Source organism: Streptomyces sp. LZ34 (assembly GCF_053890475.1).
Map to the genome: position 1 here is coordinate 186,353 of NZ_CM132680.1, position 16,539 is coordinate 202,891.

At 66.0% G+C, this 16,539-nt stretch carries 11 protein-coding genes; 5 read left to right on the top strand and 6 right to left on the bottom strand.

Translation table 11 applies throughout. The features are described 5' to 3' along the window. Window positions 1-264: 264 nt before the first annotated feature. From ACWY4P_RS00865 to ACWY4P_RS00875, 3 genes are all read right to left on the bottom strand, one after another. Window positions 265-2,175 (bottom strand): ABC transporter ATP-binding protein, encoded by a 1,911-nt coding sequence (locus ACWY4P_RS00865; RefSeq protein WP_456208148.1) that lies wholly within the window; start codon window positions 2,173-2,175, stop codon window positions 265-267. Next, the gene (locus ACWY4P_RS00870; RefSeq protein ID WP_456208149.1) at window positions 2,175-3,950 is read right to left on the bottom strand and encodes an ABC transporter ATP-binding protein; all 1,776 of its coding nucleotides are present in this window, start codon (window positions 3,948-3,950) and stop codon (window positions 2,175-2,177) included. The genes ACWY4P_RS00865 and ACWY4P_RS00870 overlap by 1 nt, the downstream gene beginning before the upstream one ends. Before the next feature lie 107 nt (window positions 3,951-4,057). Continuing rightward, complete coding sequence (locus ACWY4P_RS00875) at window positions 4,058-4,393, bottom strand: hypothetical protein (RefSeq protein WP_456208150.1); 336 nt, start codon at window positions 4,391-4,393, stop codon at window positions 4,058-4,060. Window positions 4,394-4,755: 362 nt separating this feature from the next. Between ACWY4P_RS00875 and ACWY4P_RS00880 the strand changes: the two genes are divergently transcribed. Further along, complete coding sequence (locus tag ACWY4P_RS00880) at window positions 4,756-4,980, top strand: transposase family protein (RefSeq protein WP_456208151.1); 225 nt, start codon at window positions 4,756-4,758, stop codon at window positions 4,978-4,980. A 1,056-nt stretch (window positions 4,981-6,036) separates the two neighbouring features. On the opposite strand, the gene ACWY4P_RS00885 is transcribed toward ACWY4P_RS00880, so the two are convergent. Then, a complete protein-coding gene (locus ACWY4P_RS00885) occupies window positions 6,037-6,579 on the bottom strand; it encodes a hypothetical protein (RefSeq protein ID WP_456208152.1) in 543 nt (180 codons plus the stop codon). 1,051 nt (window positions 6,580-7,630) lie between these two features. Here ACWY4P_RS00885 and ltrA point away from each other — a divergent pair. Further along, the gene (gene ltrA, locus ACWY4P_RS00890; protein WP_456207948.1) at window positions 7,631-9,454 is read left to right on the top strand and encodes a group II intron reverse transcriptase/maturase; all 1,824 of its coding nucleotides are present in this window, start codon (window positions 7,631-7,633) and stop codon (window positions 9,452-9,454) included. Window positions 9,455-9,663: 209 nt separating this feature from the next. On the opposite strand, the gene rph is transcribed toward ltrA, so the two are convergent. Then, window positions 9,664-12,261, bottom strand: a complete 2,598-nt coding sequence (rph, locus tag ACWY4P_RS00895) for a rifamycin-inactivating phosphotransferase (RefSeq protein ID WP_456208153.1) — start codon at window positions 12,259-12,261, stop codon at window positions 9,664-9,666. 983 nt (window positions 12,262-13,244) lie between these two features. Further along, a complete protein-coding gene (locus ACWY4P_RS00900; protein WP_456208154.1) occupies window positions 13,245-13,670 on the bottom strand; it encodes a hypothetical protein in 426 nt (141 codons plus the stop codon). Between the two features lie 332 nt (window positions 13,671-14,002). Between ACWY4P_RS00900 and ACWY4P_RS00905 the strand changes: the two genes are divergently transcribed. The 3 genes from ACWY4P_RS00905 to ACWY4P_RS00915 all read left to right on the top strand — a co-directional run bounded on the left by ACWY4P_RS00905 (window position 14,003) and on the right by ACWY4P_RS00915 (window position 16,455). Then, on the top strand, window positions 14,003-14,164 hold the full coding sequence (locus tag ACWY4P_RS00905; protein WP_456208155.1) for a hypothetical protein: 162 nt from the start codon (window positions 14,003-14,005) through the stop codon (window positions 14,162-14,164). 119 nt (window positions 14,165-14,283) lie between these two features. Next, complete coding sequence (locus ACWY4P_RS00910; RefSeq protein ID WP_456208156.1) at window positions 14,284-15,213, top strand: dihydrodipicolinate synthase family protein; 930 nt, start codon at window positions 14,284-14,286, stop codon at window positions 15,211-15,213. 747 nt (window positions 15,214-15,960) lie between these two features. Continuing rightward, window positions 15,961-16,455 carry a cupin domain-containing protein gene (locus ACWY4P_RS00915; protein ID WP_456213361.1) on the top strand — a complete coding sequence of 165 codons (495 nt, stop codon included), beginning with the start codon at window positions 15,961-15,963 and terminating at the stop codon, window positions 16,453-16,455. Window positions 16,456-16,539: the final 84 nt, after the last annotated feature.

Genomic DNA, 16,539 nt, shown 5'->3' on the forward strand with positions numbered 1-16,539 from the left:
CGGCCCGCACCTCGGACAGCTGCTTGACCAGCTGCTCTTCGAGTCTGTCCAGCTCCGCACACCGCGCGGCGATCCGCTCCAGCACCTCGGGGTCCATCATGCGCGGAGCGCACGAGCAGCCCCGGTCACGACGGACGGGAATCCACAAAACTACCCCTGCCAGACGATCTGCACCCCAGACTGCCGCCCATGACCAGCACGAGCACCCCGCCGCAGCTCCATGCCAGACTCCTGACCAACCACTTCAAGATAGCGCAGCTTCATTTATTGCTGTCCAGCCAGAGCCGACGGGCCTGTGGCGACAGGCCATGCTCTCCCGCTATTCAGATCGGCTGGGGTGCAGTCCTCGATGACGCGACCATTGGCCAGCACCAGCACACGGTCGGCGACTTGGATCGTCGACAGCCGGTGAGCGATAACGAGCGCCGTCCGCCCCCGGAACACCGTGCGCATCGCGTTCTGCACTGCGCGCTCGCTCGGAATGTCGATGACCGCGGTGGCCTCATCCAGCACGATTACGGAGGGGTTCACCAGGAAGACGCGGGCCAAAGCGATCAGCTGCCGCTCGCCCGACGAGAAGCGGCCACCGCGGTCACCGACCTCGGTCTGGTAGCCGTCTTGGAGGGCGGAGATGAACCGATGGGCTCCGGTCGCCTTGGCGGCGTGTCGAATCTCGTCGAGCGTGGCGTCGGGACGCGCCAGAGCGATGTTCTCGGCAACGGTGCCGGAGAAGAGGAAGCCTTCCTGGGGGACCATGACCACGCCGTGGCGCAGCTCGGTCGTCGCGAGGGATCGCAGATCGACACCGTCGAGGAGGACACGGCCGCCGGTTGGATCGTGGAACCGTGCCAGCAGCTTGGCCAGCGTGGACTTCCCGCCGCCCGAGGGGCCGATCAGCGCGACCGTCTGGCCGGCTGGGATGTCGAGTTCGAAGCTGCGCAGCACCTCATGCCCGCTGTGGTAGGCGAAGGAGACGTCCTCGTAGCGCACTTGACGTCCGGCGGAGTGTCCAGAGAGCGCGGGGAGGGAAACGGGACGGGCAGGTTCGACGACGGTCGGCTGGGTAGCCAGCAGCACTGCGATCTTGCCCAGTGATGCCGCCGCTGCCTGGTAGGCGTCGAGGACGCCGCCGAGTCTGAGTAGTTTGTCGTACAGATCCCGCAGGTACAGCACGACGCCGGCGTAGGTGCCCAACTCCAGCGTGCCGGAGGCCACACGGTATCCGCCCCACAGCACCAGTCCCGCCACGGCGATGTTGGCTACGAGACGCGAGGAGGTCACGTAACGTGCCATTTCCAGTTCGGCCTGTCGGTTCTCCTTCCGGTGTCGTTGGTTGAGCCGTGCGAACCGGCGCTCGTTGATGCCTTCGCGGCCAAACGCCTGGACGGTGCGGATGCCGGCGAAGGTCTCGTTCATGTCGCCGGCCGCCGCGCCGGCCGCTGTCGAGCGCCGGTGATACACCTGGAGCGAGCGTCTGCGGAAGGAGCGCATGGTCCAGTAGATCGGTGCCATCGCGGCCAGCGCAGCGGCGCCGAGCTGCCAGTCGAGCACCAGCAAGACCGAGGAGATGTAGACCAGGGATACCGCTGCGGTGATGATCTGATCGATCCCGCTCTCGAAGAGCCTGCGGACGGCCTCGACGTCACTGGATGCCCGGGAGGCCAGCGTGCCGGAGGCGTGCTCGTCGTGGAACGCCACGCTCTGCGTCTGAAGGTGGGTGAATAGACGCATACGGAGTTCGGTGATCACGCTCTGCCCAACTCCGACGGACAACCGGATGAACATGTTCTGCAACAGGCCAGCAGCTGTGACACAGCACGCATAGCCGATGGCGATGGCGATGAGGGGTTTCGCATCGTCGGCGCGCAGCGCCGGGATCGCTCGGTTGATGGTGATGGCGATGAACACCGGCCCGGCCAGCGCGGCCGCCTGCTGGAGCAGGATGATCAACACAGCCAGCCACAAGCGCCGGATGTCCGATCCCAGTACCGAGCGGAGCAGGCGCCCTGCCGCCCCCCTCGGTGGCGTCGCCTCAAGCAAGTCGACCGTCTCGCCGGTCGCAGCGGCCGTGTCGGCGGCTGTCGTGGGCCCGTCCGGATTGTCGTCGTCAGCGAGGGAGTCATCGGGCCGTGGCCTCGATGTTTGGGATGTCGATGTGCGTGTTGATCGGCGCATCAGAGCCCCTCCCGCGGGTCAACTGTCATCTCGATCGGTGTCATCAAGGCTCTATATGCCGAGCTGGTGTGCAGCAACTGCTCGTGAGTGCCAACGGCGATCACCCGGCCGCCGGCCAGCACCGCGACCCGATCGGCCATCAGCACGGTCGACGGCCGATGGGCGATCACCACAGCCGTCGTCGAGGCCAGCACCTCCCGTAGCGCGTCTTGGATCTGAGCCTCGGTGTGCATATCCAAGGCCGATAGCGGATCATCCAGGACGGCGACCCGAGGACGGCGAACCATGACCCGCGCTAGCGCAATCCGCTGTCGCTGACCGCCAGACAGCGACATCCCGTTCTCACCGACACGGGTTCGACCACCTTCGGCAAGTCGGTCCACGAACTTGTCGGCGCAGGTGGCCCGCAGGGCGCAATCAAGCTCACCTGGGTCGGCTTCCGCACCCATAAGGACGTTGTCCAAGATGGTGCCGGAAAACAGGACTGGTTCGTCGAAAGCGACGGCCACCGTGGACCTCATTTCGGCATGGGAGATGGCCGAAACATCGACGCCATCGAGCGTGATGTGGCCAGCGGTGGGGTCGTACAGCCGTGCCACCAAAGAAGCGAGCGTGGTCTTGCCGCTTCCGGTAGCCCCGACCACGGCCAGTGTGTCTCCGGGGGCGACACGCAGACTGATGTCCTGCAGTGCTGGCGGATCGTCGGCGGGCGCGTTTGGGTAGCGGAAGCCGACTCCAGCGAATACGAGCTCGGCTGGCCGCTGAGAGCAGGGAGTGTCATGGCAGGCAAGTGCCGCTCTGCCCGTATCCCGGTTCGTGCCGGATCCGCCTTCGCCCGCCGCGGTGTCCGGCATGCCGGCCTCCGGCCGTGGATAGGCACCGCGCGGTTGATCGAGCGCCTCGAAGTACCTGTTCACAGCTGCTGCCCCGTCATGACATACGGCCAGCAGCACCCCTGTCTGCTGGATCGCCGGTCGTAGCACGGCCACCGTTCCCATGAACGCCAACAGCGTCCCGGTCGACAGATGCCCGTGTGCCGCCTGGACCGCGCCCGTCAGCAGCGCGCCTGCCATGGCGAGTCCCGGCAGTACGGTGATGAGCACCGCGATGCCGCCAAGCAGCCGCGCCTTGTGCAACTCGGCCTCGCGCGCCCTCCTGACCTGGTCACGGAACCGGGCGATCCGGTGCTCGCTCCGGCGGAAGCCTTTGATCACGCGGATACCTGTCACTGACTCCAAGACCGTCGTCGTCAGGTCGCCCGACAGATCCTGCGCCCGGCGGGTCGCACCCGCGTACCTGGACTCGAACCGATAGGACAGGAAGATCAGCAGGGGAACAGGTGACAGCAGGATGACGGCGAGCAGCCACTGCTGGGAGATCAGGATCACCGCACCGATGACGAGCGTGGACGCGTACACCGGCAGGAACGTCAGCGGCCCGGCGATGACCATGTGGATGACCTGCGGATCCGACGTCCCCCGCGACAACAGCTGCCCGCTGGACCAGTCGTCATGAACAGCGATCGGCAGCCGCTGTACGTGCCGATAGAAGTCAGCACGCATCCCCGCTTCGATGTCGGCGAGAGGCCCGGCCATCACCCACCGCCGGACGCCGAAGATCAACGCCTCGGCGGCTCCCACGAGCAGGAGCGTCAGCCCTCCGAGGACCACCTCGGACGGCTTCCGCTGTGCCACCGGTCCGTCGACGATCCACTTCAGTACCTGAGGCATCACCAGCGCCAAGAGTGAGGCCAGCGCAGCCAACGCCGTTGCCATCCGAAGCCTCCAGCGATATGGCCGCACATACGGCCGCAGCCGCCTCAGGGACCGCACGGTTGAAGCCGCGACAGAGGAACCCGTCCCTGTCTCCTCGACCATGCGCTTTACCGACCGGATCGCACGAGTGTGAGGAAGACGTCGGCTTCTTTGCCGCTTTTGGTGACTCCAAGCTCAGTGTCCACGGCGGCCAGCTCAGTGACCAACCAATCGGGATAGGGACAAGGGCTGCCTTCTCCCAACAAGGAGGCATCCCAGATGCTCCAACGGTCGCCATGCGAGGGACGCATGAAGGCAGGGCGCTTGTCAGAAGTGGGAGGGCTCTGCTCGGCGTACTGAGGGAATGCCGCATCGAGCATTCGCCCACCACCGGCGGGAATTTGGCTTCGCTTCGACTTCTTTCCGGTGGTGCCAAAGGGGACGAAGTTTTCGTGGCTGGGCACGATGGTCTCCTGAGAGAGGTGCCCACCGATGCGCCGATACGGCGTTTCAAGCGGTGAGCAGGGTGCAATGGACGGCTAGCTGCACGCATGTGTGCGTGCTGGACATAAGGACGGCAGCCATCGACAACACCCCCTTCACTCCGGCAAGTCAGACCTTCCCGTGGCGGCGATCACCATACACCGGGACGCCGGGCCCAACCGGCGCGGCTGGACCGCGCCCTGAAGAAGATCGCAGGGCGAGGCGGAGAGGTCGTCCTGATCGATGGCACCCTCATCTCCACCCAGCGCCGCACCGGGACAGCGAACCGGCCCAACTACTCCGGCAAACACCACCGCCACGGCCTGCACGTCCTCGACGACCCGTGGTCGTCACCGGCTTCAAAGCCACCCGCGCCCGCAATCTCACTCCCGCCGAGAAGGAGGCCAACCGCGTCCTCGCCGCCGGACGCGCCCCGGTCGAGCACGGCTTCGCCCACCTGAAGAACTGGCGGATCCTCAGCAAACTCTGCACCGATCCGCCCGCACCACCCACCTCCTGCGCGCCCTACTCGTTTCGACGAACCTCGAAGCCAACCGCTGACAGATGATCTACACCCCAGACTGCCGCCCCCGGACCAGCACGAGCACCCCACCGCAGCTCCATGCCAGACCCCTGACCAGCCACTTCAAGATGGCGCAGCTTCAATGCTGGCAGACGGACAGGTGGGCAGTGGCGAAGGGCCGTCCCGAGCCCGATGCCGATGGGCCGACAGTTGCCGAGTCGTGACGCGCTCTGCTTGCCCACCCGGCGGGGATCGCATTCTCGGCTGTCACTCACGGTGTCTGGGACCGCCGATGGCCGGTGAAGGCATGGATGGTCCTGACCGGAAGTGGCGAGTTCGCGGAGAACCCGCAGGGCCGATACTCCGCCGACCAGGCCCAGCACATTTTCTGCCTGTGGGTCTCAGCCCTGCTGATCACCCCGGTGTGACATCAGCGGCGAGGCAGGGGGACGACGCCCTTGGCGTCGTCCCCCTGCCTCTGTTCTGTGACGAGAGCCGGAAGAGTACGGCTGAACGTACTCAACTCGCGGCGGAGCCGCTGGAGCTCGTCGTCCTTGGCCGCCAAGACCGACAAGGCCAGCTGGTGACGCTCCTTGAGCTGACTGAACTCGGTGTGAGTTCGGGCGAGTTCGCTGTGAGCCTCTGGTTGAGGTCCCACAACCGAGCGATCCGCGCCTCGCGTGGGACGGGTTGCTGGCCCGCGGCCCAGGCTGCGGCCGCCTTTCTCGAACTCGTCCTTGAGGTGGCCCCAGGTGCGATAGAGGGCGGCGCGGGAGATCCCGGCCTCGCGGGCGAGGGTCTTGACGTCGCAGGCCCCGCCGACCGGGATCTGCCCGGCCAGGAGCCGGTCGGTGGCCGCGCGGATCGGTCGTTCGATCTGATCGCGCTGTTCGGGACTGAGACCCGTGTCATCCCGCCTTTCCGGCAGCCTTGTCGATCTCTTCGAGGGCTCGCATGGAGCGTCCGTGTTCGGCCCGCAGCCGGTTCTTCTCGCTGACCGGGATGCGCGGGCCGGCCAGCAGGGCGGTGCCGTTGTCCGCCGCAGTCTGCCAGACGGGCCGGTGCAGGAGATGGTGGGTGGCTTGCGGACAACGGGAACTGTCACACAGTCCCGTCAGCGGAGCCGCCGCTGACTTGGCGCCGGCCAGCTTGAGACACAAGGCTTTGGCCGGGGAACCGGCCTCGAAACGCCGCGTCCTCCAGACCGTCCGGCCCCAGCCCGGCCAGCCCGCGGCAGAACAGCCCGGCGAAGTCCGACTCCAGGTACCGCACCTTCACGTGCGGCTTCACCCGCCGCAGCCTCGCCAGATTCCGCCCTGTTTCGACCAGCCGACCCTCGACCATCCGCATGCCTGTGGCCAGCGTGAATGGCACCGCGCTCGCCAGGCCCTCCTCCACCACCCAGGCGTAGAACCGGGACAGCGCGGTGACCTGAAGCTCCCACGAGGACGACGCCAACCGCTCGTCCAACGGCCCCGACAACCGCCGGTCCGCGTACGTGCCCAACGCGGCCACCAGGTTCTGGCGCGAGGCAAAGACCCCGATCGCGTGGCGCCGCAGGTGAGTCAGCCAGTCCCGGGCCGCCAGGGCGCAAGCGCGCCACGAATTCGGCGACGGGCCGATCCGCGACACGACCTCCATCAACTGCTAACTCCACAACCAAACTGGGCCCAACGGCGACGCAGAGCCGCCCCGCTCTCCATAGACCGGGCGACCCTGCGCCTGTCGCACGAGCAGAAAGGCCGCTGCCACCTCTGCGGCCAACTGCTGCTGCACGCCGAGCGGCCCCCGCAGTCCCCGACCGGGTGGGGGCAATGACTCCGCACCACCCGAAAGGCAATCAAAGCACGCCACATCGCCTACCAGGGAGCAGGAACACCGGATGGGGTGCACCTCCGCCTTGCCCATGCCTCGTGCATCCGACGCAACGTCACGGACTGCACGAGGACTCTGCGCGTCCGCGAGCCTTCAGAGCTTGCTTGAGCCGTATGCGCGGATGACGTGCACGTACGGTTCTGAGGGGGCGTGCGACACGAAGTCGCACGAATCGAGTGAATTGCACTGGAAGGAGGATCAGAGGTGTTGATGGTGTAATTCCGGGCTAGTGTCCATAGGCCCGTTCCCGCCCTGACGTGCGTTGCGAGTAATCGCGGGGTGCGAAGCTCAGGGTTCAAGCCCAAGGGAGCTCGTACCATCCGAGCGCAACAGGCGAGGGAAAGGCTGATGGGTGAACGAAAGTGAACCCGTGATGATGCTCCGTCACAGAAAGCCCTGGAGATGGCAAGTAGGACCAGGGTGTAGGGCTGGCCGTTGGAAAGCGGCAGGCGGCGGCTGTGCAGCTCTACGCAGCCGTAAGGACACCGCAGCCTCGGAGTTGAGCGGGCACCCTTCCCAGCTGTATCTCGATCGTGCGAAACGTGGTAACCCCGTTGAGGTCCGGTGGCGATAACCGGTAGGCCGACCGTAAGGAGAGCTCAACTCCCCAGCGGGAACAGGATGGTCCAACAAGCCAAAGCCAGCAGCCGAAAGGAAACAGGAAACCGGATGTCGCGAACTGGCACCTCCGCTGGTGACCTCCGTATAACTGGCTGGATACAGGCTCTTGCCTGGCCCAAAAGGGAGCTGACGTGGACCAGGTGAGCCTTTGAATGCTCACGCCGCAAGGACAACCGAACCAAAGGACAAGTTAGGCACCATGACAACGCGGACGAGCGAGGCGGCGCCGGCCGTCGTGCCTGCTCCGAGTCTGGTGAACGGACCGGAGGACCTGGACTGGCACTGGGATGCCGTAGATTGGGGGCATGCCGAAGCCCAGGTAAGACGTCTGAGGCAGCGGATATTCAAGGCAACGCAGGAACGGGACCTCAAGAAGGTCCGCAATCTGCAGAAATTGATGCTCCGGAGCTTTTCCAACACGCTGGTCAGCGTGCGGAAGGTCACGGAGGTCAACGCTGGACGCCTGACACCGGGGATTGATGGGAGAGTCATCACGACCTCCCAGGGAAAGACAGAGTTGGCGCAAGCCTTGCGTTGCTCCGTTCGAGAACCCAAAGCCCGGCCAGTCAGGAGGGTCTATGTAGCGAAGGCGAACGGCAAGCGGCGCCCACTGGGAATTCCCGTCATTGTTGATCGGGCGCGACAAGCCCGTGTCGTCAATGCATTGGAGCCAGAGTGGGAGGCCAGATTCGAGCCGAGATCCTATGGATTCCGGCCGGGCCGCGGCTGTCATGATGCGATCGAGACCATTTTCACCACAGCGTGCGGAAAGAACGCCAAACGCCTGTGGGTGCTCGACGCAGATCTCAAGGCAGCCTTCGACCGCATCAGCCATGATCACATCCTCAGCCAGCTCGGCACCTTCCCTGCGCGGAAGTTGATCCACGGCTGGCTGAAGGCAGGTGTGGTTGAGAGGGGCTGGCTCACCCCGACCCGCGAGGGAACGCCTCAGGGCGGCGTGATCAGTCCATTGCTACTCAATATCGCCCTCCATGGAATGGAGAGTGCGGCCGGGGTCCGTTATCGCACTGGCCAAGACGGAAACATCGTCGAGGTGGTGCGTGGTGCCCCGGTGCTGGTCCGCTACGCTGACGATCTTCTCGCCTTATGCTCCAGCCAGGAGCAAGCCGAGTTGGTCAAAGCGCGGTTGAGTGAGTGGTTGACTCCCAGGGGTCTCACCTTCAACGAAGAGAAGACCCAGATCGTCCATCTGACACATGGGGTCGATTTCCTAGGGTTCAACATCCGCCGTTACGACAGTGGAAAGCTCATCATCAAGCCCAGCAGAGACGCCGTTAAACGAATCCGGAAGCGACTCGCTGATGAGATGCACGCCCTACGCGGCGCGAATTCGGCGGCAGTCCTGGCCAAGCTCAATCCCATCATCAAGGGTTGGGCATGCTACTACCGGACCGTGGTGTCCAGCCGAATATTCAACGCGCTGGACGCTTATGTGTGGAGGCTCACCTACCGGTGGGGTCTACATAGTCACCAGAACAAACCCACACGCTGGGTTGTGGATCGGTACTACGGCGCTTTCAACACCACCAGGAAGGACCGATGGGTCTTCGGCAACCGTGACAACGGTGCCTATCTCATTAAGTTCTCCTGGATTCCGATCGTTCGGCACCAGGCGGTCAAGTCCGGGGCGTCACCAGACAACCCTGAGCTGGCCGAGTACTGGGCTAAACGACGACGCAGGAGAAAACCACCGCCCCTCGATCAGCCGACCTTGCGCCTACTCAAAGCGCAAGAAGGACGCTGTCCGGAGTGCGGGGACTACCTTCTGTACGCCGACCAGGAACCACAGGCCCCGGAGGAATGGGGAATGTGGTTCACCGTCGTCCGCAAGGCTCTCCGCAAAGAGGTGTTGACCTTGCAGAACGACGGTCCTGGCGATCGGAATCGCATCCATCTCCTGCATAGCTACTGCCATCACCGACGCTCAATCAAAATGGCAGTAGACCAGCGAACTCGGCAGAACCTGCCAGCCCTTGTGGCTTGCCCGAGCCGTGTGCGGTGATAAGTCGCATGCACGGTTCCGAGGGGGCAGCGGCGCAGCAATGCGCCGTCGCTACCCGACCTCGGTCCAGCAATGGACCGGGGCCACCCGACGACAGTAACGGGTCGTATCCGCGTGTGCGCATTGCGGGCGACGGTCGTGGGATGGTCATGAACTGCTTGGCGTTGTTTTAGCCGGACGCCGCGGATGGGCCTTCTCTGTGCGGTCGGTCAAGGCAGGATCTCGACGTACCCGTCGGTTCCGTGCACGCGGATCCGCTGCCCGTCCCGGATCAGCCGAGTGGCCTGCTCCACGCCCACGACGGCCGGCAAGCCGTACTCCCGGGCGATCACTGCGCCATGGGTCATCAGGCCGCCCACCTCCGTCACCAGGCCCGCGATTCCGACGAACAGCGGCGACCAGCTGGGGTCCGTGTAGGCCGTGACCAGGATGTCGCCCGCCTCAAGATCGGCCTCCGCCATGTCAAGGATGACGCGGGCCCTCCCCTCGATGGTCCCGGCGGAAACCGGGAGGCCGATCAGGGCGCCGGCCGGCACGTCGTCGCGCCGGTACGCCCCGGTGACGGCCTCGCCATCCGATGTGAGGACCCGGGGCGGTGTGAGCGCGTGGTACGACCGGAACGCGTCCTTGCGCTGCTGGATGAGCTGGTCATCCACCTGGTTCGAGCGCACGACGTCGTGGAGTTCCTGGAACGTGAGGTAGAAGATGTCCTCCTTCTCAGGAAGCACGTTGGCCTGCACGAGGCGCTCGGCCTCCGCCAGCAGGGCCTGTTTGTAGACGAAGTAGCGGCTGACGATGCCGTACTTCGGGTACTCCCGGTACCCGATGAAGGTTCTGACCCGGTCGATCATCCGCTTGGTCTCGTCGGCGTGTCGGTCCCCGCCCGGCAGGGCCCGCAAGCGTGACAGCACGTTCTGTTCCTTCTTCTGTGCCTTCTGCCGCCCTTGCTCGAAGCGTCGCTCGGCGGCGCCCGGTTCGAAGTTCCTGACGTTGTCGAGGATCACGGGCACGAGCGTGGTGGGGCGCTCGCGCCAACGTGGCCTCGTGATGTCGATCTCGCCGACGCAGCGCATACCGTACCGGTCGAGGTAGGCCTCTATGGCGTCGCGCGCTTCGGTCCCGCCCGTGAGCCTCGCCAGCTCGTCCAGGAAGCCCTCGTCCTCGACGCCCTGAAGGAACGCCACCACCTCCGGATGCGGGCGGATCACGTCCGCGACGTCGAGCAGCGCCAGTCCCATCTGGGACGTGACGTTGTCGGGGGCGGACAGCGTGAGCGTGTCAGCCGCGTTCTTCTCGCCCAGCCACTCCTGCAGCTTGTCGTTGAGCCACCACGTGGCCTCCATCCCCGCCATGATCACCTGAAGGTTCAGCGGATCACTGAGAACTCGTTTGTGCTCCTCGAAGGCCTCCAGCAGGAAGTCGAACAGGGCCGGTCCGGTCTTCGTCCGGATGTCGCGCTCCAGGGCGGCGATGGACGCCTGGCTTCGCTCGATCAGCTCGGTGACGATTGCCGGATCGGTCTCGATCGGGGCGGACGCGCCGCGGGCCGGCGGCCCGCCGGGATCCGCGTCCGGGAGCGACGGGAGGAAATCGTCGCGGTCGAGGACGGTCTCCAGAGCGTCCCTGACCAGCGGATCGCCTCTCCCCATGACGTCCAGGAGGGCGGCGCGGCTCGTGGGCGTGGCCAGCCGCCGGGTGGCGTCGACGAACAGCCTCCCGCCGGCCTCGTGCATCGGCGCCATGGCCGTCAGCTGCCACACGGAGAGCCCCAGGGGCTTCATGGGGTCGGTCATCATCTGCTGATGACCGACGGAGACGTAGACGTGATTCTCCTGGTCGCCGGTCTCGGGGATTGGGAACAGCGTCGTGATCGGCCGGCTCTGAACGATGTGGAAGCCATCATCGACCAGGCACCATTCGATGTCCTGAGGGCGGCCGAAGTGCGCTTCGATCCGCCGTCCGAGCTGCACGAGCCGCACGACCTGCGCATCCGTCAGCGCCGGCTGCTCCTGCCGCTGCGAGTCGATCGCCACTTCCTGCGTACCGCCGGCCGGCAGGGCGTGAACGGCACGCTGTTTGGCGGCGATCGCCTTGGCGACGACTTCGCCCCTTCGCACCTTGAAGACGTCCGGGTTCACCAGGCCGGAGACCAGGGCCTCGCCGAGGCCGAAGCCGGCGTCCACGGTGGCGACCTTCCGGTCGCCCGTGACGGGGTCGGCCGTGAACAGGATGCCGGCCGCATGCGGGAAGACCATCTGCTGCACGACCACGGCCATATGGACCGTACGGTGGTCGATGCCGTTCCGCCGGCGGTAGGTCACGGCCCGCTCGGTGAACAGCGAGGCCCAGCACCGGCTGACGTGCTGCAGGATCGCCGTCGGTCCCACGACGTTCAGGTACGTGTCCTGCTGGCCGGCGAAGGAGGCCGTCGGCAGGTCCTCTGCCGTCGCGCTGGATCGGACGGCGTAGGCGGCTTGCTCGCCGAGCTGGGCGAGCGCGCGGGTGATCGCCGCCGCGAGATCGCCCGGGACGGCGATCCCTTCGATGGTCCGGCGGATCTGCGCGCTGAGCGTGCGGATCGCCTCCCGGTCGTCCGGGTTCAGGCGCGACAACTGATCGAGCCGATCGTCGATCGACGGCGCTTCCGCCATGATCCGCCGGAAGGCGTCCGTCGTCACGCAGAAGCCAGCCGGCACGCGGATGCCTTCGATCTGCGACAGCCCACCCAGATGCGCGCCCTTGCCGCCGACGACCGCGACCTGCGTCTCGTCAACCTCTTGAAGATCCCACACGTACTGCTCGATCATCGCGATACCTCCGAGGCAGTCGTGTCCCGTTGCACTGCGCTGGCCGATCGAATCATCGGCGCCTCCAGCTCTGTCGAACCTCTTGTCAGGCACGTCCTCGTCTCTGGCTGCCCTCCCTCTGGCGAGTCGGCCGACCGCTCCGCCCAGCCGGGCGGCACGCACCCCCGCATCACCGCCCCGAGCGCTCGCGACCGCACTGCCAGTCCCACCACTGGTTCGACGTCACCGCGTCCCCCATACGTCGACAACACACGCATGTCGCGCCCCCATTTCCGCAGGTTGTGGCCTCGGCCGACGATTTTGTGCCACCACCCGGGTCTTGCCGCAAGCCCCCCAGTGCGCTATAGGTTAAGAGTGGCAAGGAGAGAGATCTCCTTGCCTTTGCTTTTTGCCGTCCGCTGGAACTGACAAGCTTCTCGCGAAGCGGTGACGCGCCGCGTACGGGTCAGCGTCGACGGCAAGGCCCGAACGCCGTCGAGCGCGCGGTCATCTCTCAGAGGTCGTCGCGCCACGCGAATGTTGGGCCAAGCTCGACAAACGGAGTGGGGCGACACCTGACACCTGGTCTACACCCGCCCACCGAACTTGGCGCGCCATGCGCCAGCCGGCCACCCGGTCGGCCGCCATCATCCCCAACCCCGACCATGAGGCCCTGTCTGCGGGCTGAGCGCCCTGATCTGCCCACCACACACCGAAGCCCTGTCCTCCAGCCGCGCTGGGGGACAGGGCTTTTTGTGTTTCAAGGACGCCGTGGATTGCGGCGGGTACCGGTGACGCCCGTCGCGAGGTCAGAAATTCCTGATCTCTGCCCCTGGCTCTAACACGTCATCCGCTTTCCGAACGTGATCGGTTGGTTCGGGGTGGGTGTTCCGAACTCTGGCCGTTACGTGTGTGCGGAGCGCGAGGTCAAGAACCGTCCGTAACGTGCGCGCCGCGGTGCCGGCAGTCGGTGTCGTCTTGCGGCACCGCGGCGCGGTGGTCGGTCAGAACCTGGGGTCCAGGTACGAGCCCCACGTATAAGAATCCGAATCCGCCAGGAACACGGATTCTGTGAGCGAAATCTCGTCCCAGTCAGGGTTGTCGGGGTTCAGCTTCGTCTGGTGGATGTAGAAGTCATCGTCCGGATACAGACAGTCCTCCCAGGTGTACGCGCCCGCGCCGAGATAGAGATTCGGGCGGTCCCCCGCACCCAGGATCTGGCCCCAGTCGTAGTCGCCACCCAGCAGGGTGATGTGGCGTTCGACGCAGGATTTTGGCATGTCGCTGGTGGGCTGGGCCTTCAGGTACTGGGTCTTGGTGTTGTAGGCCGTTGGGTAATCCTGGGCCGCCGAGGCGGTGCCCGGCGTGCTGAGGATGGCCACGCCGAGCAGGGCCATGACGGATAAGAGGATTCGCGAAATTCGCGCCACGATCGTTTCCTTCCGATAGGGCAGACCGGTGCGCCGAAGGAAACGAGACACGGACGGATTCCGAGCTAACGCGCGGCCGGTACCCGCGGTGTCTCCTGCCTCAGACAACAGTCCATAGGTGTAACGCAAGCCTGTGGGGACCCGTCCCGCCCAGGAGCTGGCAGGCGTGCACAACGTGCGGGACCGCTGAGACGCCATTCGCATATCGATCACGAGGCTGGGCTGGTCGAACAAGGTTCCTGATCGGGTGATCACGCGAGAAACCGGCGCATGACAGCAGGGCCTCTTGGCAGCTCTGGGGCGCGAGCCAAACCAAGTGCAGAGAGGCCCTGTTGTCGCAGTCTTTCGCGCTCGCGTGCGTGGAGTGCAACTCGTCGTCCCTGTGTGACTGCCTCGCGCACCACGTCACCGTGAAGGGCTGGCTGGGCCTGGAACAGTACGGTGGTCGCCTCGGCGGCGTCATGGTGCGCGGCCTGCGACGGATCCTCTCCTGACCTCAGCGGTCTGGTACAACGAGAAGACCGGACAACCCATCGATGGGTTCCGGACCGCCGATGATCACTGATTCCCTGAAATCGATTATCTGGACTTGCCCGGTTCGGAGGGAGTATCGATGAAGCCGTTGGCGGCCAACCAAGTCACCGGAGTGTGGGGAACGCTCCTGCTCCCCATCGCAAGCCGAGGCGACATCATCTGGGACCGGCTGGCGAGGCAACTCGACGTGTTGCTGACCAGTGGCGTCGATGGCATCTACGCCCACGGCACCGCGGGCGAGTTCCACACTCTCGACGAAGCCGAGTTCGAGCGGGTGAACGCGGTGTTGGCGGCGCGGTGCGAGGCGGCCGGGTTGCCGTACCAGATCGGTGCCTCGCATCCGGCCACGCCGACGATGCTCGATCGCATCCGGCGCGCGGCCGCGCTGCGACCGGGCGCCATCCAGGTGATCCTGCCGGACTGGGTCCCGCTGAGCGACGACGAGGTCGTGCGATTCCTGGTCGGTGCAGCCGAGACCGCCGGCGACGTGCCGCTGGTGCTCTACAACCCGCCGCACGCCAAGACCCAGGTGCCGCCGGCGCTTCTCGGACGGGTGGCCGCCCAGGTCCCCCAGCTCGTCGGGGTCAAGATGGCCGGCGGCGACGACGCCTGGTACGCGGCCATGACAGACGCCGTGCCCCAGTTGTCGATCTTCGTGCCCGGCCACCTGCTGGCGTCCGGGCTGGCCCGCGGCGCGCACGGCAGCTACTCCAACGTCCCGGCCATGTCGCCGCGCGGCGCGGTCACGTGGTATCGGCTGATGACGACGGATCCGGCTACGGCCGCCGACGTGGAGCGGCGCATCGGTGAGTTCTTCGCCCGGCACCTCGCGCCGTTGCAGTCCCGCGGGCTGTCCAACCCGGCGCTGGACAAGTTCCTGGCCACCGTCGGCGGCTGGGCCGACATCGGCGTGACGCTGCGCTGGCCGGCGTCGTCGGCGCCCGTCGACGCGGTCGAACCGGCCCGCGCCGACGCCCACCGGCTGCTGCCCGAGCTCTTCCCTGCGTAGCGCCTACCTGCTTGTCAGCACGGCCTCGCCCAGGATCCCCATCGCCCGAAGGTGTCCCCGGCGAGCGAGCGTTGTGCGTCGGCGTGTGCAAGCGTTGGGGACACGCATGCCAGAAGTGCCCCTGCACGAAGACCACGATCCGCCATCTCACCTCACGAAGGTCACGTCCGAACATCGACAGCGCATGCCCGCGCTACGTTCGCTGCGCCACGGTCACCTGTACCCACTGCTGAGCAGGCCCCCTGGCTCGCTGTCGCTGTTGGCGGTCCGGCCCTCGGCGCACTTGTCGCTCTCGACGACATCGACCCCGGTCTCCGGGGGCCCTCGAGACAAAACTGCCCACCCACGAGAGCCCGACCTCGATCAGACCCGCGCTGCCCTCGTGGTGCGGCTCGCTCCTCACTCGCTGGCTACCACGAACTGCCCGGCCATGCACGCCGTCGTCCACGACAAGCTCGCGCACGCTCTGTGAGGCGTCGGGCGGGACGACAAGGCACACATCGTGATCGAACGGGTCGTCGAACTGTACGAGGACCTGGCGGCCCGGGACCCCGGCACGCACACAGCCCACCCGGCCGTAGCGCTCAAGAACTTGTACAACAGCTTCGATCGGCTTGGACGCCCCCCCAGGAAGCCGCGGAGGCGGTGCGCAGAGCGGTGGGCTGTTCCAGCTCGCGGCCCCCGAACAGCCACCTCCCGCAAGCATGAAGATTGCGGTGAGAACCGCCCTCGCGAAAGGGATCCACCATATCCTACCCCGACCCGCGTTACCTCAGCGACAGGGGCGAGATCAGCGCGCTGTACCGCCCCGCTCCCGATGAACCCGGCACCGGGTTCATCGGCGCCAGCACCATCAGCTACGTCGCCACCGATGTAGACACCGGCGGCGAGTACGGCCTGTACAAGGTCGACATGGGACCGAAGACTATGGGCGCCAAGGAACACTTCCACCGGACGATCTCCGAGTCCTTCTACGTCCTGTCCGGCGAGGTCCAGTTCTATAACGGCGAACGCTGGATCACCGGCGGCGAGGGAGACTTCCTCTACGTCCCCGGCGGCGGCCTGCACGCCTTCCAGAACGACACCGACGCCCCCCTGTCCATGCTCATGATCTTCTCGCCCGGCGCACCGCGCCAGGAATACTTCGAGAAGGCCGCCGAGTACGTAGAACGCAGCCGCGAGGAACTCAGAGGCTTCCAGGTGCGCCACGACACCTACTTCACCGAGATGCTCGACGACTAGACGTCCAGCGCCTCTGACGCTGACCGCGCATGCTCCTCCGGCCTGTCGGAGGGGCTCACGCCCGAGCAGGCTGCGCATCTCGCC